Annotated in this window: 15 protein-coding genes and 3 tRNA genes; 14 read left to right on the forward strand and 4 right to left on the reverse strand. The window is 48.0% G+C overall.

Annotated features, from left to right (window positions below):
• The first annotated feature begins 31 nt into the window (after positions 1–31).
• The 4 genes from E0E47_RS02055 to E0E47_RS02070 are packed head-to-tail and all read left to right on the forward strand — an operon-like array spanning position 32 to position 2388.
• The gene (locus E0E47_RS02055) at positions 32–409 is read left to right on the forward strand and encodes a TraR/DksA family transcriptional regulator (RefSeq protein ID WP_039865307.1); all 378 of its coding nucleotides are present in this window, start codon (positions 32–34) and stop codon (positions 407–409) included.
• Positions 409–1035 (forward strand): lipoprotein signal peptidase, encoded by a 627-nt coding sequence (locus E0E47_RS02060; RefSeq protein ID WP_130892737.1) that lies wholly within the window; start codon positions 409–411, stop codon positions 1033–1035. Before E0E47_RS02055 ends, E0E47_RS02060 begins: the two co-directional genes overlap by 1 nt.
• A 14-nt stretch (positions 1036–1049) precedes the next feature.
• Complete coding sequence (locus E0E47_RS02065; RefSeq protein ID WP_130892738.1) at positions 1050–2045, forward strand: DUF4296 domain-containing protein; 996 nt, start codon at positions 1050–1052, stop codon at positions 2043–2045.
• A gap of 22 nt (positions 2046–2067) precedes the next feature.
• Positions 2068–2388 (forward strand): hypothetical protein, encoded by a 321-nt coding sequence (locus E0E47_RS02070; RefSeq protein ID WP_130892739.1) that lies wholly within the window; start codon positions 2068–2070, stop codon positions 2386–2388.
• Here E0E47_RS02070 and E0E47_RS02075 read toward each other — a convergent pair.
• Positions 2354–3145 carry a TrmH family RNA methyltransferase gene (locus E0E47_RS02075; protein ID WP_130892740.1) on the reverse strand — a complete coding sequence of 264 codons (792 nt, stop codon included), beginning with the start codon at positions 3143–3145 and terminating at the stop codon, positions 2354–2356. The two genes, E0E47_RS02070 and E0E47_RS02075, sit on opposite strands and share 35 nt — an antisense overlap.
• Positions 3146–3264: 119 nt before the next feature.
• Here E0E47_RS02075 and tamL point away from each other — a divergent pair, with 119 nt between their 5' ends.
• Entirely contained in the window at positions 3265–5589 is a 2325-nt protein-coding gene (tamL, locus tag E0E47_RS02080; protein ID WP_130892741.1) for a translocation and assembly module lipoprotein TamL, read from the forward strand.
• Here tamL and E0E47_RS02085 read toward each other — a convergent pair.
• On the reverse strand, positions 5555–6004 hold the full coding sequence (locus tag E0E47_RS02085; RefSeq protein WP_130892742.1) for a hypothetical protein: 450 nt from the start codon (positions 6002–6004) through the stop codon (positions 5555–5557). The genes tamL and E0E47_RS02085 overlap by 35 nt on opposite strands.
• A 183-nt stretch (positions 6005–6187) precedes the next feature.
• On the opposite strand from E0E47_RS02085, the gene E0E47_RS02090 reads away from it, so the two are divergent.
• The 9 genes from E0E47_RS02090 (at position 6188) to E0E47_RS02130 (ending at position 17712) form a co-directional block, all read left to right on the forward strand.
• Positions 6188–9058, forward strand: coding sequence for a glycoside hydrolase family 38 N-terminal domain-containing protein (locus E0E47_RS02090; protein WP_338045607.1), 2871 nt, complete (start codon positions 6188–6190; stop codon positions 9056–9058).
• 74 nt (positions 9059–9132) lie between these two features.
• On the forward strand, positions 9133–9942 hold the full coding sequence (locus tag E0E47_RS02095; protein WP_172604631.1) for an MBL fold metallo-hydrolase: 810 nt from the start codon (positions 9133–9135) through the stop codon (positions 9940–9942).
• A gap of 72 nt (positions 9943–10014) precedes the next feature.
• Positions 10015–10087: transfer RNA gene (locus E0E47_RS02100), tRNA-Lys, on the forward strand.
• 15 nt (positions 10088–10102) lie between these two features.
• A tRNA-Lys gene (locus E0E47_RS02105) sits at positions 10103–10175 on the forward strand.
• A 139-nt stretch (positions 10176–10314) separates the two neighbouring features.
• A complete protein-coding gene (locus E0E47_RS02110; RefSeq protein ID WP_008625064.1) occupies positions 10315–11517 on the forward strand; it encodes a pyridoxal phosphate-dependent aminotransferase in 1203 nt (400 codons plus the stop codon).
• A 13-nt stretch (positions 11518–11530) separates the two neighbouring features.
• The gene (locus E0E47_RS02115; protein ID WP_130892744.1) at positions 11531–12775 is read left to right on the forward strand and encodes an ABC transporter permease; all 1245 of its coding nucleotides are present in this window, start codon (positions 11531–11533) and stop codon (positions 12773–12775) included.
• Positions 12776–12895: 120 nt separating this feature from the next.
• Complete coding sequence (locus E0E47_RS02120) at positions 12896–15157, forward strand: inorganic phosphate transporter (RefSeq protein ID WP_130892745.1); 2262 nt, start codon at positions 12896–12898, stop codon at positions 15155–15157.
• Positions 15158–15233: 76 nt separating this feature from the next.
• Positions 15234–15932, forward strand: a complete 699-nt coding sequence (locus tag E0E47_RS02125; protein WP_008625051.1) for a response regulator transcription factor — start codon at positions 15234–15236, stop codon at positions 15930–15932.
• 1 nt (position 15933) lies between these two features.
• Positions 15934–17712, forward strand: a complete 1779-nt coding sequence (locus tag E0E47_RS02130; protein ID WP_130892746.1) for a sensor histidine kinase — start codon at positions 15934–15936, stop codon at positions 17710–17712.
• 69 nt (positions 17713–17781) lie between these two features.
• Here E0E47_RS02130 and E0E47_RS02135 read toward each other — a convergent pair.
• Both E0E47_RS02135 and htpG read right to left on the reverse strand, forming a co-directional pair.
• Positions 17782–17855: transfer RNA gene (locus E0E47_RS02135), tRNA-Arg, on the reverse strand.
• A 144-nt stretch (positions 17856–17999) separates the two neighbouring features.
• On the reverse strand, positions 18000–20054 hold the full coding sequence (htpG, locus tag E0E47_RS02140; RefSeq protein ID WP_008625049.1) for a molecular chaperone HtpG: 2055 nt from the start codon (positions 20052–20054) through the stop codon (positions 18000–18002).
• Positions 20055–20082 lie beyond the last annotated feature (28 nt).

Here is a 20082-nt window from a genome sequence, read left to right on the forward strand (position 1 = left end):
GAGCATTATTAACCCTAAAATAAGAAGTATTATGACAGAGAAAACACGTTATAGTGATGAGGAATTAGCAGAATTCAAGGAGTTGATCCTGAGTAAGCTGGCAGTGGCGCGTGAAGAATATGAAACCATGATGGGGACATTGATGAACACGGACAATAACGGAGTGGATGATACGTCGCCTACTTATAAGGCGTTGGAAGAAGGTGCCAATACTCAGACCAAAGAGGAACTGTCTATGTTGGCGGCTCGCCAACAGAAGTTCATCAAGGGGCTTGAGGCTGCCCTGATACGTATCGAAAACAAGACCTATGGGATTTGCCGTGAGACCGGTAAATTGATTCCCAAGGAACGTTTACGTTTGGTTCCCCATGCGACATTGAGCATAGAGGCTAAAAACATGAAAAAGTAATGAGGACAGAAGGAAGTAGCGGTCGGGGATGGCTCACCCAAGGACGTTTGGCCGGACTGATTATCTTATTGGTGTTGGTCATAGACCAATGGATTAAGATTGCGGTCAAGACTCAGATGTATATGCATGAGAAGATTCATGTGACCGATTGGTTCTACATTCTCTTCACTGAAAACCCCGGCATGGCATTCGGGTGGGAGTTTTTCGACAAGCTTTTCTTGACGTCTTTTCGTATTATCGCCGTGGCCGTCATTGCGTATCTCCTTTACAGGGCGATACGCAAAGGCGTGCCGACGGGTTTTGTAGTCTGTTTGTCATTGGTCTTGGCCGGTGCTGCCGGGAACATCATAGATTGCGTGTTCTACGGATTAATCTTCAATAATCCTCCCGCACCGTTCACTGCTCATTTCGTACCTTTCGGGACGGGGTACGAAAATGTGTTCCACGGGCGCGTGGTGGACATGTTTTATTTTCCCATCATCGACACTTATTGGCCGGATTGGATGCCATGGGTGGGAGGGGAGCATTTCATCTTTTTCAGTCCCATATTCAATTTTGCGGATGCAGCCATCAGTTGCGGTATCATTGCCTTGTTGATTTTCTATCATAAACGTATTTCCCAATAGCCCTTAACCGTTTCATGTCAAAGTCGTTGCGTAAAGTATGTGGTGCTGTGGCGGCCGTCCTTTTATTGTCGGCCTGTAAGCCCGGCGTACCGTCCGGTCTGATTCAGCCAGAGGAACTGGAAGATTTGCTTTATGATTACCACGTCGCACAGGCCATGGCAGAGACGGGAGGGGACAGCATGAACTTTAAACGTTACAGTTACGTGCAGGCCGTGTTTGAGAAGCATGGGGTGAGCGAGGCCGAATTCGACTCCACGATGGTGTGGTATGCGTCGCATGCCACTTACTTGAATGACATTTATAAAAAGTTGCAGGAGCGTTACAGCGCGCATGTTTCGGCGTTGGGAGCTTCTACCGGGGAGAACGACATCTTTGCCCATTTGGATGCACGGGGGGACACGGCCAATATTTGGCAGGAGCGTGCGTTCAGAATCCTGAAACCGAGTTTTATGGAAGACCGTTTGCTGTTTACCATGACAGCCGATACGACTTTCCGTAAAGGGGATGCCCTGCTTTGGCGCTTCGATGCCCGTTATATATCCCACGGACGGCAAAATGAGGCATACGCCGGTTTTTATGTGAAATACGACAATGATTCCACGGCAGGTATTACGCAAAGAATTTATTCCAATAACCTGATGCAGCTTCGTTTGGAAGGAGACACGGCTCATGCGATTCGGGAAGTGGGCGGATTCGTGTATTATAAACCTTCGGACGAAGACAAAGAATCCCGCCTGTTGTTGCTTCGCGACATCATGTTGGTTCGTTTCCATCTGCAGCCGGTGGTTGTGGATACTGCGGCAGCTGTGGCGAAGCCGGATAGTATGGACGCATCGTTGAAAGATTCGGTGTTGCGGGTGATACCGGCTGATACGGTTTCCCGCCGTCTTTCTCCAACCGAATTGAGGGATAGTCGTCCGGTGGAACGTTCCATTCATGTGGTGAAGGAAAAGCCCTATCGTGTGATTCGTAAACCGGGGGCTACGAGAACGGGACGAAGAGGACATTGAAACAATAAGGAAACAAGCGGCCTTGAAACATATTGCTTTCCATAGAGTGTATTGGCCATCGGGGTGTTTTGAGGTCATGCCGGTGATAACGGTCGATGAGAAAGGCTTTTATCAATTCCATTATATCTTGACGGAAGAAATGCCGGCTGTGATATGGAATGGAGGCGTCGGTTTGTTATTGCCTCCCGAGGCCGTTCCGCAACCCGGGGACAGTATTGACGCGTTGTTGCGGGAAACAAATCCAGATGTAAGTCCGCATGCTTTGCGGCTTTGGAGTGCCGATGGATTGCCTGCCGATGCGGATATTCTTACTCCTGTCTTCCGATGGTATCCCGTCTTCTGAACTCGGCGCAAACGATGGCTGTGGCTACGGCTACGTTCAGGCTTTCCGATGTGTTTCGTTCGAGAGGATAGTTGGGGATGTACAGTTTCCGGTTGATGAGCGACGTGATGTCCCGGCTGATGCCTTTGCCTTCGTTTCCCATGACAATCAGTCCGTTGGAACTTAGTTCCGTACCATACATGTCTTTCCCGTCCAGAAACGTTCCGTAGACCGGTGTGTCGGTGTCGGCTGCCCGCAGCAAATCCGTCAGTGAAAGGTAGTGTACGCAGACACGTGCCATGGCTCCCATGGTGGCCTGTACGGTTTTGGGATTATAAAGGTCGGCCGTGTCGGGAGAGCAGAATATATGTTCGATACCGAACCAGTCGGCTATACGGATAATCGTGCCCAGATTGCCCGGGTCCTGCACGCCGTCGAGCCCAAGGCAGAGTTGCTCTTTCAGTATGTGTTCCGGTGCCCCTTCGGCCTGACGTTGGTGGAATACGGCCAACACGTCCTGCGGATTCTTTTGCAGGCTGGCTTTTTGAAGCTCCTCGGCCGATACTTCTTGGATTTCACATCCTTTACGGGCGAGTGTTTCCACAACTTCCCGCCGTGTGTCCAACCATTCCTTCAGGGCTGCGAGAAAGGTACAGTCGAAAGCCGGTAGCAAGTCGTCTACCAGTTTATGTCCTTCGGCCACGAAGAGTTGCTGTTCCTTGCGGAATTTTTTCTGCTCAAGGGAGCGGATGAGCTTGATTTTGTTTTTGCTGATCATTTCGATTCCAATTATACTGCAAATCTAAGAAGTTATTTTCGAATAGCGTGTACCGGCTTTTGTTTTTGTGTCCGCCTAAACCGTTTTATTGGGAAAAATGATGTATTTTTGTACTTGAAATGGCACTTATGCGGAAACTTTTATACAGTATGGCCGGGGGAATCATCATGGCGTTGCTGGGCGCTTGCTCAGCTACGAAATTCGTACCCGAAGGCGAATATATGTTGGAAAGCGTTTCTGTGAAGTCGACGGATAAATCGCTCGATGCCACGTCGTTGAAAGGATACATTCGTCAGCATCCTAATTCCAAGTGGTTCAGCCTGCTGAAAGTCCCTATGGGGCCGTATGCCCTGTCCGGGCGGGACACTACTAAGCGAATCAACCGTTTCTTGCAACGGGTAGGAGAGGCGCCGGTAATTTTCGATACGGTACAGGCTAACCGTTCGGGAGAAAACATGTTGGCGGCTGTGAACAATTTGGGGTATCTTCATGCCCGGGTGAATCAGAAGCGTGCGGTGAAAGGGAAGAAGGTAAGGTTGGCATACGAGATTGTGCCGGGAGAGCGTTATAGGGTGAGAAACATCCGTTACCTTATAGAGGATTCTGTGGTGGAACGTATTGTCCGCGAACAAGCTTCATTGTCATCCTTGCAACCCGGAATGCCTTTCGATTTGAATGTGTTGGACGGAGAGCGCAGCCGCATCAGCAGTCGTTTGCAAAACAGCGGATATTATAAATTCAACAAGGAATATGTCCGGTTTGAAGCGGATACGTGCGTGGGGAACCAAAAGGTGGATCTGGATGTGGTGATACCTTTGTACCGGGCATCAGCGGAAAGCAATCCGGAACTTCACCGGCGTTATAAAATTCACTCTGTTTCCTTTTCCGGCGATGCGGCGGCTTTTGACACGAGCCGTGATACTTCCCGATTGGACAGTATGGTCTATCGGGGTTTTCCTATTTATTACAAGCATAAACTGGCTTTTCGGCCTTCTGTCTTTACCAATAACAATGCAATCGAGCCGGGGCATCTGTACCGGGAGCGCAACGTACAACGGACTTATAGTAACTTCGGCCAGTTGGGAGCCGTGATGTTTTCCAATATCAAGATGGTGGAGAACGATTCCTTGCCGAATATGCTGGACGGATTCGTGACCGTGCACGAGAATAAACCGCGTTCGTTGGGAGCGGAATTGGAAGGTACCAATTCGGCAGGTGATTTGGGGGCGGCCTTGCTTCTGACTTACCAGAACCGGAATCTGTTTCGAGGCTCTGAATTGCTGTCCCTGAAACTTCGTGGGGCATTTGAAGCCATTACCGGTCTGGAAGGGTACAGTGACCAGAATTATATGGAAATCAGTGTGGAAGCCGGCCTGACATTCCCTAATTTCAGGTTGTTTCGCTTCAATGGCCGCGACCGTGGGTTGATGCGTGCCACTTCGGAGATCTCATTATTATATGATTCCCAAAACCGTCCTGAGTTTCATCGGCGTGTTTTGACTTCAGCTCTGCGTTACCGTTGGCAAAGCCCGAATGGTTTGCTCCGCCACCGTATCGACCTGATAGACTTGAACTACGTGTTCATGCCTTGGATTTCCGAAACTTTCCGTAAGGATTACCTGGAAGACGAAACCGACCGGAATGCTATCCTGCGTTACAATTACGAAAATCTTTTTATCATGAGGTTAGGCTATAGTTTTACCTATAATTCGCAACGCAATGCAACGAGTATTGTGGATTACGGTAGCAATGCCTTGGGCATCCGTTTTAATGTGGAGTCGGCCGGCAATGTACTGTATGGTTTCTCTAATCTCTTTGGGGCCAACCGGAACGACCAAGGGCAATATACATTGTTCAATATAGCGTATGCACAGTATTTGAAAGGAGATTTCGACATCAGCAAGAGCTTCCGTTTCGACGACCGTAACTCGTTGGCTTTGCATTTTGGCGTAGGGGTAGCCTATCCATACGGAAACTCTACCATCCTGCCTTACGAGAAAAGGTATTTCAGCGGAGGAGCCAACAGTGTGCGAGGGTGGTCGGTCAGGGAATTGGGACCCGGACGTTTTACCGGGGGAGACGGACGTATAGACTTTATCAATCAGACCGGTGACATCAAATTGGACCTCAATGCGGAATACCGTACCTATCTGTTCTGGAAATTGCATGGGGCATTTTTTGTAGACGCCGGCAATATCTGGACTATCCGCGACTATGCCGAGCAGCCCGGCGGACAGTTCCGCATGCGGAGTTTCTGGCGGGAGATAGCCGTGTCTTACGGATTGGGATTCCGTTTGAATTTCGATTATTTCATCTTACGTCTGGACGGAGGTATGAAAGCCATTCATCCGGCGTATGATGATGTCCGTCATCATTACCCGATTATTCATCCGGACTTTAAGCGGGATTTCACTTTGCATTTTGCAGTGGGCCTTCCATTCTGACAAGCCATCGGCGGCCTTCTTTCCGTAAAGGGATGAGATATGCGGCTTCCGGAACAATACGGCCTTTTTGCTGTTCCAACGAATCGGCGGCAAGTGCTTGGCAAACGATGCAACGTACGAGTGCCGTGCTGTCGTTGATTTGTTGGCATTCTGTTGAACTTACGTATGCTTCTTCCGGGGCAGACCGTACGGCTTCGAGGTCGTGTTCGGTGATGTTCGACGCGCGGAAAGCCATCCATTTACGGGAATCCTTGGTACAATTCCCGTATGCTTTGTCGAAACGCAGGTTGAAATAATTTTCCGCAAATTCCTTAGCCCTGCTGTTTACTTGTTCCTCTTCTTTGTTGGTGCATCCGGCTGCTCCTAATCCTGTAAGCAGGCATAAAACCAGAGGCCACCTTTTCCTTTTCGTCATTTTTTAATGCTTTTACGTCTTTCAGTGAAGTACCGTTTGGCCTCACCGTCTGATTTCGTAATTTTACAACGCAAATATATGTCTTTTCCGGCGATGGCCAATGAAAAGGAGAAACATTTTTGACGAATCCTAACTATTTAATCACAATAAATCACTATGAGATTACAGAATTTGTTTTTGGGGATGCTCTTTTGGGGGGCGGCTTTTCATTCGGTTTGTTCCGCAGCGTCTCCGGTGCTTCAGGCGAAGCTGTATCCGGCTGTGTATAAATCTTCTTCAGGTCCGGTCCGCCGGGTGGCTGTGACGGTAGGCTATGACGGACAGGTCACAGAGGCGGAATTGGCGTTGGGCAGGTTGGTGCAGCATGTCCGTTTGGAAAAGGGGGAAAATCATTTTGTATTTGATATTCCTGACGTTGGCGTGGACCGTACATTGCCGTTGTCTTTACGCACCGGGCAGGTGTCTTTGGCTTCGGATGAAATAAAAGTACCGGTAGCCCGGCATTGGCAGATGAATCTGGTGCAGCATACACATACGGACATCGGCTATACTCGTTCGCAGATGGAGATTTTGGCAGAACATTTGCGTTACATAGATTATGCTTTGGATTATTGTGATGCCACGGATCATTATCCAGATGCCGAGCGGTTCCGATGGACTTGCGAGGTGTCTTGGCCCGTGAAAGAGTATTTGAAAAATCGTCCGGCTTCCCAGGTCGAACGTTTGAAACGCAGGGTGAAAGAAGGGCGAATTGAGTTGGGTGCCATGTACCTGAATTTTGATGAGTTGCCGGACGAACAGACCTTGGCTGCATCCTTGGCTCCGTTGAAGTTGTTCCGGGAGGAAGGGTTACGGACGGACTTGGCCATGCAAGATGATGTAAACGGAATAGCCTGGTGTTTCAGTGAATATTTTGCCGACGCAGGAGTGAAGTACCTGAATATGGGGACGCATGGGCATCGGGCATTGATATGCTTCGATAAGCCCACGGTATTTTGGTGGGAGTCGCCATCGGGGAAAAAAATCCTGGCTTACCGTGCGGAACATTACCATCAGGGGAACTATTGGGGTGTGCACAACCCTGATGATTTCACAAAGTTCGAGCAATGCGTGTGGGATTATCTGGGGCAACTGGAAGCTAAGGGATACCCGTATGACATTTGTGCCATTCAGCATTCCGGGTATCTGACCGATAATGCTCCTCCTTCCACCCGGAGTTGCGAGATGGTGAAACGTTGGAATGAAAAGTACGAATGGCCTAAATTACGTTCGGCAGTCGCTACGGACTTTATCAAGACCGTGGAGCGTGATTATGCCGGGCAGATACCCGTCATTCGGGGAGCGTGGCCGGACTGGTGGACGGATGGGTTTGCTTCCGGAGCACGCGAAGCGGCTGTTTCCCGTACTACCCATTCCCATGCGATTGCCGGGCAAGGCGGTTTGGCTTTGGCAAAACTGGCCGGAGCCGAGTTGCCCCACGGGGTGATGGGGAAGGTGAGTGGCATGAACGAAGCCCTGCTTTTCTATGATGAGCATACGTTCGGGTATTGCGAGAGTGTGCGTGACCCGTATGGCCGGGAGACGTGGGAGCAACGCTCGCTGAAACAGTCGTATGCGTGGGAGGCTTACCGGCATGCCGGATTGTTGGGCGAGGCGGTAATGGGGCTTTTGCAGTCTTTTATTCCGAAAACGGATGAGCCTTCCGTATTGGTTTTCAATACATTGAACTGGAGCTATAGCGGAATAGCCAAGGTGTATGTAGACCATCAACTTTTGCCGCGCGACAAAGCTTTTGAGATTACGGATGCGTCGGGACGTAGCGTTCCTGCTCAGGCCGGTGAGAGCCGTTCGGACGGAACGTATTGGTATATTTATGTCCGGGATGTACCGGCTTTGGGCTTCATCCGGTGTCGCATAGACGTGAAAGACGAGCCATTGCCGTCCGAAGCATCCGCAGGGAGTTTGTCCGGTACGCATGTAGAGAATGAGTGGTATGGTCTTGATTTCAATCTGCAACGGGGCACCATTTCCCGACTTTACGATAAAGACCTGCAACGGCAGTTGTTGACGGAGGATGCGGAATGGGAGTTGGGAGAATTCATTTATGAGACGATAGACGACCGGGGCGCTTTGGAGCGATATACGTACCCACGCTTTACACGCAGGCATCCGGAGAAAATGCGCTTCGAGGCGTACGAGGAAGGGGCTATATGGGATACTTACCGTTTCAAAGGAGAGACGGCAGCCGGGATAGGGCATGATAATCTGACGGTGGAGTACCATATATATAAGGTAGAGAAAAAGATAGAAGTGGTTTACAGTTTGCGTAAAAAAGCAGAGGCAGAGCCGGAAGCCGTATATGTGTCTTTTCCGTACCAGATAGAGGGCGGCAGAATCTTTCTGGACGTGCCCGGCGGAAATATCGAAGCCGGGATAGACCAGATTCCCGGTTCGTCGAACGATTGGTATACCGTGCAGAATTTTGCGGCGGCACGCAGTCCGGGCGTTCAGGTTGTAATGGGAAGCCCTGAAATACCCCTGATGCAATTCGGTGCCATCAATACCGGACGTTATCAGTCTGGTGCCGTACCCCAGACTACTAATATGTATTCCTGGCCGATGAATAACTATTGGACTACCAATTTTAACGCAGACCAGACCGGAGGTTTGCAGTGGAGTTATTTCATCACTTCGTCGGCGGACACGACAGCCGGATTTGCCACGCGTTTTGCTTGGGAAAACCGGATTCCTTTCCTGACCCGGGTACTTCAGGCCGGCGGCCGTGAAGGTAAGGCTGCGCCCTCTTGCGGAACTTTTCTCACGCTTCGCCCGGATAACCTCTTGTTGGTCAACATGTCACCGGTGGAGGGGGAACATGCCGTGATGCTGCATTTACGTGAAACGGATGGTCGGCCGGCAGTCTTTGCCGTTACTTCCGATTGTGTGAAGATACGGAAAGCCACGGTTTGTGACGTGACAGGAAAACCAATCGACGAGAAGGGGAAAGCGGAGTTCAGGCCGTGGGAGAGTAAATTTATTAAATTGAGCTGGTAAGGCAGGAGGGCGGGAAAGAAATATTTGTCCGTTCTTTCATGTTTTCGTATATTTGCATAAACAAAAATACGGATATGCTGAAGTTTATTTGTCTGGGGAGCGGCAGTAGCGGAAACAGCTACTTCCTCTTCTCAGAAAATTATGGGATATTGATTGATGCCGGAATTGGGATACGAACACTGAAAAAACATTTTAATACTTGCGGGCTTTCTTTGAAACAAATAAAGGCCGTATTGATTACGCACGACCATGCAGACCACGTCAAAGCTGTCGGGAGCTTGGCGAATGAATACGGGATTCCGGTCTATGCCACCGAACTTGTGCACGGCGGAATCAAGCGTAATTATTGCGTACATCCTAAGTTGAAGGAAGAAAACATACGTTTCTTGCAGAAAGGACAGACCTTGGAGCTAGACCATTTTGTAATCACGCCTTTCGATGTGCCTCATGACAGTGCGGACAATGTGGGCTACAGCGTGCAATACGGAGATGTCAATTTTTGCCTCATTACCGATGCCGGACATGTGACCGAACAATTCGGTGGCTATATCGCCCAAGCGAATTATCTGGTATTGGAGGCCAATCATGACGAAGACATGTTGATGATGGGGCCGTATCCGGCTTATCTGAAAGGACGGATTAGCGGTGATTACGGACATTTGAGTAATAAGGTTGCGGCGCAGCTGTTGGCGGAGCATGTTACGGACAGGCTTCGGCATGTATGGTTGTGCCATATCAGCGAGGAGAACAATCATCCGGAACTGGCGCGAAAAACGGTTGATACTTGTCTCCGTTCCGCAGGGATTGTCTCAGGAAGGGACTTTGAACTGGAAGTGTTGAAGCGCCGTATACCTTCCGAAATTTACGAATTGGAAAAAAAATAAGAAAAAGAGGGGCGAAAGTTTGGAGGGTTAAATAAAAAGCCCTACCTTTGCACTCGCAAAATCAAAGATGATGCGTCCTTAGCTCAGTTGGTAGAGCAATTGACTCTTAATCAATGGGTCCAGGGTTCGAATCCCTGAGGGCGTACTTCAAAAATTGTTTGCGTCCTTAGCTCAGTTGGTAGAGCAATTGACTCTTAATCAATGGGTCCAGGGTTCGAATCCCTGAGGGCGTACAGAAGGCAGCCTTAGGGTTGCCTTTTTTGTTGACAGGTGAGCGGTTTATGGATTTTGTAGGCTGATTTGTTGCTTGTTTTATGTTGAAATGCTATCTTTGCATGAATTTCGAACCAATAAAAACAAAAAAGAAAAGACATGCCTAAAATATCCGTTCGCGGTCAGGAAATGCCGGAGTCACCGATTCGCAAATTGGCTCCGTTGGCCTTTGAGGCTAAAAGTAGAGGGATACATGTGTACCATTTGAATATCGGCCAGCCTGATTTGCCGACTCCGCGAGCGGCCATAGATGCTATCCGACACATAGACCGGACGGTTTTGGAATATAGCCCGAGCCAGGGATATTTGAGTTACCGGGAAAAGTTGGTCGGATATTATGCCAAATACAATATCAATCTTACGGCGGACGACATCATCATCACGTCGGGAGGTTCGGAGGCTGTATTGTTCGCATTCCTCTCTTGCCTGAATCCGGGCGACGAAATCATCGTTCCCGAACCGGCATACGCTAATTACATGGCATTTGCCATTTCGGCGGGGGCGGTCATCCGTACGATATCCACTACGATAGAAGAAGGCTTTTCGTTGCCGAAGGTCGAGAAGTTCGAGGAGCTGATTAACGAACGTACGCGGGCCATTCTGATTTGCAATCCGAACAACCCCACGGGATACCTCTATACGCGCCGTGAGATGAACCAGATTCGCGACTTGGTGAAGAAGTACGATTTGTATCTTTTTTCGGATGAAGTGTACCGTGAGTTTATCTATACCGGTTCTCCCTATATCTCGGCTTGCCACTTGGAGGGGATAGAAAACAATGTGGTGTTGATAGATTCCGTATCCAAGCGGTATAGCGAGTGCGGCATACGTATCGGTGCGTTGATAACGAAGAATGTGGAGGTTCGTAAGGCCGTGATGAAATTTTGCCAGGCCCGTTTAAGCCCTCCCTTAATCGGACAGATTGCGGCGGAGGCTTCGCTCGACGAGCCTGAAGAATACGGACGGGAAGTGTATGACGAATATGTGGAGCGGCGTAAGTGCTTGATTGACGGGCTGAACCGTATCCCTGGAGTGTATTCTCCCATCCCCATGGGGGCTTTCTATACGGTGGCCAAGCTTCCCGTAGACGATGCCGAGGAGTTTTGTGCATGGTGTTTGAAAGACTTTGATTATGAGGGGGAGACTGTGATGATGGCTCCGGCGGCAGGATTCTATACTACGCCCGGTTCGGGTAAGAACGAGGTGCGCATAGCTTACGTGTTGAAGAAAGAAGATTTGACGCGTGCCCTTTTTGTATTGCGCAAGGCATTGGAGGCATATCCCGGCCGTGTAGCGGAATAAGACGGCAAGAGGGATGAATTTCAATTTGTTTATAGCCCGAAAGCTGTTCCGTGAGCACGGTGATGTGAAAAAAGTATCGCGTCCGGCCATATTGATAGCTACGTCCGGAGTGGCTGTCGGTTTGGCCGTGATGATTATTTCGGTGTGCGTGGTGTTGGGCTTCAAACAGGAAATCAGTTCGAAAGTCGTTGGATTCGGTTCTCATATACAGATTCAAAACTATGCGTCGGTCACGACGAATTCCCCTCAGCCTATTGCGATACCTTCTGCTTTGATGAAGGAGGTCGGGGACGTGGAAGGGGTGGCGCATGTGCAGCGTTTTTGCAATAAGGAGGGAATACTCAAGACGGATGCCGATTTTAAAGGTATCCTTTTGCACGGTGTGGGGGTGGAATTCGATACATCTTTCCTGAAAGCCCACATGGAAGAGGGGGAACTACCGTCTTTTTCTGATACGGTGGCTTCCAACCGGATTGTCATATCCCGGCAGATAGCCGATGAATTGCATTTGGAAGTTGGCTCTAAAGTGTTTGCCTATTTCTTCGAGAACTCCGTGCGTACCCGTCGTTTTACGGTGTCGGGTATTTATTGTACGCATTTGACGGAGTTCGATAAGGCTTTGGTTTTTACGGACATTTATACTTGCAACCGTTTGAATGCGTGGGCTCCGGACCAATATAGTGGAATGGAAATCGCCGTGAAGGACTTGGACCGTGTGGACGAAGTTGCCAGTGTGTTGGTTAAGCGTATGAATCGGGAAACGGACGCTTATGGTGGTTCGTATGTGGCCATGACGATACAGGAACTTTATCCTCAGATATTTGCATGGCTCAGTCTTTTGGATGTCAATGTGTGGGTCATTTTGGCTTTGATGGTATCAGTAGCAGGGTTTACGATGATTTCCGGTTTGCTTATTATTATATTGGAACGCACGAATTTTATCGGGATCATGAAAGCATTAGGAGCGACCAACCGTGGCATCCGCCATATTTTCTTGTATTTTGCCGTGTTCGTCATGGGGAAAGGATTGCTTTTGGGAAATATAATAGGTATAGGCATAGTGCTTCTTCAGCATTATGCAGGAATATTCCGTTTGGATGCGTCGATATACTACGTGGATTCGGTACCGGTTTTGTTCAATTTCTGTTATGTGTTGGCTATCAACGTGGCTACTTTGGTGATATGCGTGTTTTCGCTTATCGTTCCGAGCTTCTTGGTTTCCCGTATCCATCCGGCCCGGTCTATTCGTTTTGAATAAACGTACATTATGGGAGTGGTTCGTTTGTGTTGCATTTTTGTGAAAAATGTTATAGGAATATAATGGTCGCAAAGGGGAAAATGCTTATCTTTGTCCCAAAATCAAATATGAAGTAATCGTATGGAATTTGTTTATTTGGGGATAGTCATATTCCTGTTTGCCCTTTCCACTTTTGATTTGTTCGTGGGGGTCAGTAATGATGCCGTGAATTTCTTGGGTTCGGCCATCGGTTCAAAAGTAGCGCGTTTCAAGACCATATTGATAATTGCCGCAGTAGGTATTTTTGTGGGAGCCACGACGAGCGACGGTATGATGGACATTGCAAGGCACGGCATTTTTCATCCAGAGTTCTTCACTTTCGAAGAGTTGATGTGCGTCTTTTTGGCAGTGGTTGCTTCAGATGTGATTTTGCTCGACATATTCAATACATTGGGAATGCCCACTTCCACCACGGTGTCGATGGTTTTCGAGTTATTAGGAGGCAGTACGGCATTGGCGTTAGTCAAGATGCTCCATGATTCTTCGCTTACCTACGCCAGTTTGATAAATACAGAAAAAGCTTTTACGGTTATTTTAGCCATTTTTCTTTCTGTCGCCATTGCTTTTGTTTTCGGAATGTTGGTGCAATGGATTTCCCGTCTCATTTTTACTTTTCACTATACCAAGCATCTTAAGTATACCATAGGTTTGTTTGGAGGACTTTCTATTACTTCCATTGCTTATTTCTTGTTGGTAAAAGGTTTCGGCAGTGCTTCGTTCATGACTTCCGATATTAAAGTTTGGATTGCTGAGAACACACATACGATATTGATTTCTTTCATTATCGGATTTACGGTGCTGATGCAAGTCCTGCATTGGTGTAAGGTCAATGTTTTCAAGATTATAGTGCTCTTTGGTACGTTCTCTTTGGCTATGGCTTTTGCCGGGAACGATTTGGTGAATTTCATCGGTGTGACTTTAGCCGGTTTTTCTTCTTATCAGGATTTCTTGGCAACTCCAGGGGCAAATCCTGCCACCCATATGATGGGCGTGCTGAACGAACCGGCCGGTACGTCTGTCTTTTTCCTTATCGGGGCAGGAGTTATTATGACGATAGCTTTGATGACGTCGAAGAAAGCACAGAATGTCGTAAAGACTTCCGTCGACTTGTCCCGTCAGACAGCAGGCGACGAAATGTTCGGCTCTTCCCGTTTTGCCCGTCGGTTGGTGAGGAGCGTGATTAACAGCAACGAGTATGTAGTGGACCATATTCCTGCATGGATGAGGAAATGGATCAATTCACGTTTCAATCAGGATGAGGCTATTATTCCGAATGGTGCGGCGTTTGATTTGGTACGCGCTTCCGTGAACTTGGTGTTGGCCGGCTTGTTGATCGTAGTGGGTACGTCTCTGAAACTTCCGTTGTCTACCACCTACGTGGCGTTTATGGTGGGTATGGGTTCGTCGTTGGCCGACCGTGCATGGGGACGCGAGAGCGCCGTGTTCCGCGTGACCGGTGTGATATCTGTGATTGGCGGATGGTTTATGACGGCCGGTGCGGCTTTCTTCTTGTGTTTCATCGTGACGTTGCTTGTGCATTTCGGTGGAGTGGTGGCCATGGTATTGCTCATTGTCGTGGTCGTGTTCATGCTTGTTCAGAATAACCGCAGCTATAAGAAGAAAATGGCGGCAGTACAGCGGGATGAGATTTTCACGGAGTTGGCGCAAACCAATGATAAGGATGAGGCTTGGGTGCTGTTGAACCGGCATATCAGTGCTTATCAATCGAAGATGGTAAAATATATATCGGGAGCTTACATGCAGACGACTTCCGGTTTGATTGCCGAAGATGTGAAAGTGTTGCGGCGGACTTTGAACCATTTGGAAGATGAACGGAAGAATTGGAAGGTAATCCGTCGGAAAGAATTAGTTGGATTACGCAAGATAGATCAGTTGCAGGCTGTGGAGAAAGATACATGGTTCCATTTGGCATGTAACAGTTGCGAACAGAGTTTATACTGCCTGAAGCGTATGTGTGAACCTTCATTAGAACACGTGGACAACAATTTCAATCCCATGCCTGAGGAATACGTGAAAGAATTCATGCCGATTCGGGAAGGGGTGGAAAAATTGATGAATGTCATTGCCGGCATGATAGAGACGAATAATTATGATAATGCGTTGCAGGTTCGGCAGTTTGGAGATGAGATGAAAGCCCAGTTGTCCCAACTCCGCAAGATTCAGCAAGACCGTATACGCAAGGGAGATATGGACAATCTGAAGATTGAATATCTTTATATGAGTACTTTGCAAGAAACACAGGAAATAATCGGCCACATGCGTCATTGGGTTCGTGCATGCCGCAGGTTCCAACAAGAAAAAGGTGTTGTAACGGTATTGTAACACGGGTTTCATATTCGTGCAACAACTAACTTGTAATTTTGCAATCGGAAAATAATAATCTAAAGCGGTAAGTCTGATGAATACAAATTACAGGATTCTCGTGGTGGACGATGAAGAAGATTTGTGCGACATCCTAAAGTTCAATCTGGAGAATGAGGGGTACGAAGTAGAAACGGCCAATTCGGCCGAAGAAGCACTAAAGATGGATTTGGCCAAGTTCCACCTTTTGCTGTTGGACGTCATGATGGGAGAAATCTCTGGTTTTAAGATGGCCAAGATGCTCAAGCAAGTGCGTGAGACTCGTGATATACCTATTATCTTTCTTACGGCACGTGATACGGAGAACGACGCTGTCACCGGATTCACTTTGGGGGCGGACGACTATATTTCCAAGCCCTTTTCCCTGCGCGAAGTGCAGATGAGAATCAAGGCTGTGCTTCGTCGTACGGCGCCGCAACAGGCGGTACCGGCTGCTTATATCGGTTTTAAGGAGTTGAAATTGGATCTTAACAAAAAAGAGGCCGTGCTGTGCGGCGAGGCGTTGCAGTTGACTAAGACCGAATTTGAGATTTTGCGCTTGTTGTTGGAAAATGAGGGCCGTGTGTTTTCGCGGGCTGAGATACTGCGTAGGATATGGAACAACGATGCCGAGGTGCTGGACCGGACGGTAGATGTGAACATAACCCGTTTGCGTAAAAAACTCGACGGATACGGAAAGTTTGTCGTCACCCGTTTGGGTTACGGATATTGTTTCGATACCTCTGTGAAAGATTGAGATGAAAAGAAAGTCATTGTCATTCAGCCAATATCTGTTTTTTTCCGTTATCGCTATTTATTGTGTTTTCGTAGCAAGTTTCTTGTATTATCAGTATCACCGCGAGAAGACGCATAAAGTGGAGTTGTTGAATTCTACGCTGACCATGTTCAACGTGGATTTGTATGATCACATGGCTGATACGGCCTTTTCAGTGAAAGATTATGTGGCGCGCTATCGTACACGGCACCATCTTCAGAAACTGCGTGTCACGCTCGTAGACCGCCATGGAAAAGTGATTTTCGATAATGATATTTCCTCCGAACATGTGAAGGATAATCACTTGGACCGTGAGGAAATACGTGAGGCATTGGTCGCAGGGAGCGGATATTCCATCAAAAGAACCTCAGAGACCCTTGGAGAGGAATTCTTTTATTCGGCGAATTATTTTCCGGAGAAAGAGTTGTTCGTGCGTAGCGCATTGCCTTACGATACGGATTTGATTGCCATGTTGAATGCCGACAAGGGGTATTTATGGTTTTCATTTTTGTTATCTGCCATTTTGTTCCTCGTCTTTTATAACTTGACGGCTCGTTTAGGGGCTATGATTACTCAGCTTCGCCTTTTTGCACGTCGTGCCGATCAGGACGAGGCTGTGGATACGAATGACTTGAAGGGATTGGGAAATACCGATTTGGGGCAGATTTCACGGCATATCGTCGATATTTATACACGGTTACGCAAGGCGAAGGACGATCTTTTCCGCGAGCGTGAGAAGCTTATCACACATTTGCAGATTTCCAATGAAGGACTGGCCGTTTTCAATCCGGGCAAGGATGTGGTTCTAGCTAACGGGCTTTTCATGCAATATGTGAATCTGATATCCGACAAGAACATCGGAAGAGTGGAGGATGTCTTTCAAGTGAAGGAATTGCAGCCATTGTTTGATTTTATAACGATGTCCCGCAAAAGTTTTACGCAGGGAGATCTTAGGCAGAAGTTGTTGGTCGTGGATAAAAACGGTTATGTGTTCAACTTGTCTGTGGCTCTTTTTGTGGATAACAGCTTTGAGATTTCCATTTCTGACATTACGAAACAGGAGGAACAAGCCCGCATGAAGCAGCAGATTACACAAAATATTGCCCATGAGTTGAAGACTCCCGTGAGCAGTATCCAAGGTTATCTGGAAACGATTCTGAATAATCCGGGACTTTCGCCGGATATGCTTAAGAAGTTTTTGGAGCGTAGCTTTGCGCAAAGCAACCGGCTGACGAACCTGTTGCAGGACATATCTACTCTGACCCGTATGACGGAGGCCGGTCAGATGATAGAGGTGACGGATGTGGATTTGGCTTCCATGATTCATAATATCGTGGCGGAACTGGCCTTGAAACTGGAGGAGAAGCAAATGACTGTGGGGATAAATGTTCCGGACAAGTTGGTGCTTCAAGGGAATTCTTCTTTGTTGTACTCTATTTTCCGTAATTTGATGGATAATGCCATTGCATACGCCGGAAACGGTACGCATGTGAACATCGTGTGTTATTCGGAAGACGAGGATGGTTATTATTTCAGTGTGAGCGATAATGGAGTAGGAGTGCCCTCCGAACATTTGGGACGCATCTTCGAACGTTTCTACCGTGTAGACAAGGGGCGTAGCCGGAAATTAGGAGGTACGGGCCTTGGGTTGGCCATCGTAAAGAATGCCGTGCTTTTCCATGGGGGGAATATCAATGCAAAGCCTTCGGGCGGCGGGCATGGTTTGGAATTCCTTTTCACGTTGAAGAAAAAGAAACTCTAAGGAGAAATTGTATTGAGTGGAGGATAAGAAAAACGGTTTGCAAATTCATTGAGTTTGCAAACCGTTTTGTGACTCCGACAGGATTCAAACCTGTAACCTTCTGATCCGTAGTCAGATGCTCTATTCAGTTGAGCTACGGAGCCGTTCTTGTTTTGATTTCGTGTGCAAAGGTATGGCTTTTTATTTAAATGTCCAAATGTTGAAGGATATTTTTTATATGAAAATCGCTATCCTTTTCGGGGATAGCGATTTTATCTTGCTTATTCTTGCAGTGGCAAGCATGTTAGTTATTGAATCAAGTCGATGCTGCGTTTTACGAAGTTGCTTAAGGCTTCGCCTGTCAGCATACCGTTTTGCAGCAATGCCAAGTCGATAAGCTGATGTACCTTCTTGTTGTTCTTGCCATAACCGGCCAGTACGTCGTTTTTCTTTTGTTCTTCCGCACTGATGTCCTGATGGCATTTGTCCAATTCATCCTTTTGTGCCTGGTCGATCTCTTCGGGCTTTTTGCCTTCCTGCTGCTGATGGAGTACGGCCTCGCGGGCATGCAGCCCTTTCAGTTCTGCTTCAATCGGCTTTAGTTGCTCAGCTGTAGAGGTTTCGCTGTCGGCCAATACTTCCTTAATCAGGCGGTGGTCCGTATTCAGTACCAGTGTGTACATATCTGGCATTTCACCATAGAACGACATGCCCGGCTGGATATGCGCCATGTCTTTCATACGACGCATGTATTCACTTTGCGTAATCATGACAGGCATACCGTTTTCTCCCATGCCTTGTGCCTCTACGTGGAATTCCGTTTTGTCCAACTTCGGCATCTGGAAATTGAAGATGGCCGAAAGGTTGGCACCCTTTTCGGAGTCCAGTTCTGTCTTGTTGGCATCCTCTTTCACGATAAGGCGGTCGATGATGTCGGCATCCACGCGGGTGAAACGGCTCTTTTCAAACTTGCGTTCCAACATGGAGACGATGGGAGTGTCCAGTTGTCCATCGAGCAGCAATACGCTGTAGCCTTTGTTCTTGGCTGCTTCGATGTAGCTGTACTGTGCTTCCTTGTTTTGGGCATACAGGTAAATCAGGTTACCTTCCTTGTCCGTCTGGTTGTCTTTAATCAGTTGTTGGTATTCTTCGAACGTGAAGTATTTGCCGTCACAATCCTTAAAGAGGGCGAAATTCTTGGCCTTGTCGTAGAAGTCGTCCTGTGTCAGCATGCCGTAGTTGATGAAGATCTTGATGTCGTCCCATTTCTGCTCGAATTCCTTGCGGTCGTTCTTGAAGAGGCTTTGCAGGCGGTCGCTCACTTTCTTTGTGATGTAGCTGGAAATCTTCTTCACGTTGCTGTCGCTTTGCAGGTAGCTGCGGCTGACGTTCAACGGGATGTCCGGTGAGTCGATGACCCCGTGGAGCAAAGTGAGGAAGTCAGGCACGATGCCTTCCACGCTGTCCGTTACGTACACCTGGTTGCAGTACAACTGGATCTTGTTACGTTGCAGTTCGATGTTGTTCTTGATTTTGGGGAAATAGAGCACGCCCGTCAGGTTGAACGGATAGTCCACGTTCAGATGAATCCAGAACAGAGGCTCGTCGCTCATCGGGTACAATTCGCGATAGAACTCCTTGTAGTCCTCGTCTTTCAAATCCGACGGTTTCTTGGTCCATATCGGGGTAGTGTTGTTGATGACGTTGTCTTCTTCCGTGTCCACCTGTTTGCCGTCTTTCCATTCCGTTTTTTTGCCGAAGGCTACAGGTACGGGCAAGAAACGGCAGTACTTGCGAAGCAACTCCTCAATCTTGTTCTTTTCCAGGAACTCTTTGCAGTCGTCGTCGATGTACATGATGATGTCCGTTCCGCGGTCGGCTTTTTCTGTTTCTTCTATTTCATAGGAAGGGCTTCCGTCACAGCTCCATTTCACGGCCTTTGCCCCTTCTTGATAACTCTTGGTCACGATTTCCACTTTCTTGCTCACCATGAAAGAAGAGTAGAAGCCCAGACCGAAGTGGCCGATGATGGCGTTGGCATCCTCTTTGTATTTATCCAAGAAGTCGTTGGCACCGGAAAACGCGATTTGGTTGATGTATTTGTCTATTTCTTCTTCTGTCATACCCAAACCCCTGTCGCTCACCGTGATGGTGCCATTGTCCTTGTCCACTTTGACACTGACTTTCAGTTCGCCCGTTTCGCCCTTGAAGTCTCCTTTGTTGGCCAATGTTTTCAACTTCTGCGTGGCGTCTACGGCGTTCGACACGATTTCACGGATAAAGATTTCATGATCGCTGTACAAGAACTTTTTGATGACGGGGAATATGTTCTCGGTCGTTACCCCAATGTTTCCTTTTTGCATGATATTTATTGCTTTTATTGTATGAAAT

The organism is Paraprevotella xylaniphila YIT 11841 (genome assembly GCF_900683745.1).
GTDB classification, from domain to species: Bacteria; Bacteroidota; Bacteroidia; order Bacteroidales; family Bacteroidaceae; genus Paraprevotella; species Paraprevotella xylaniphila.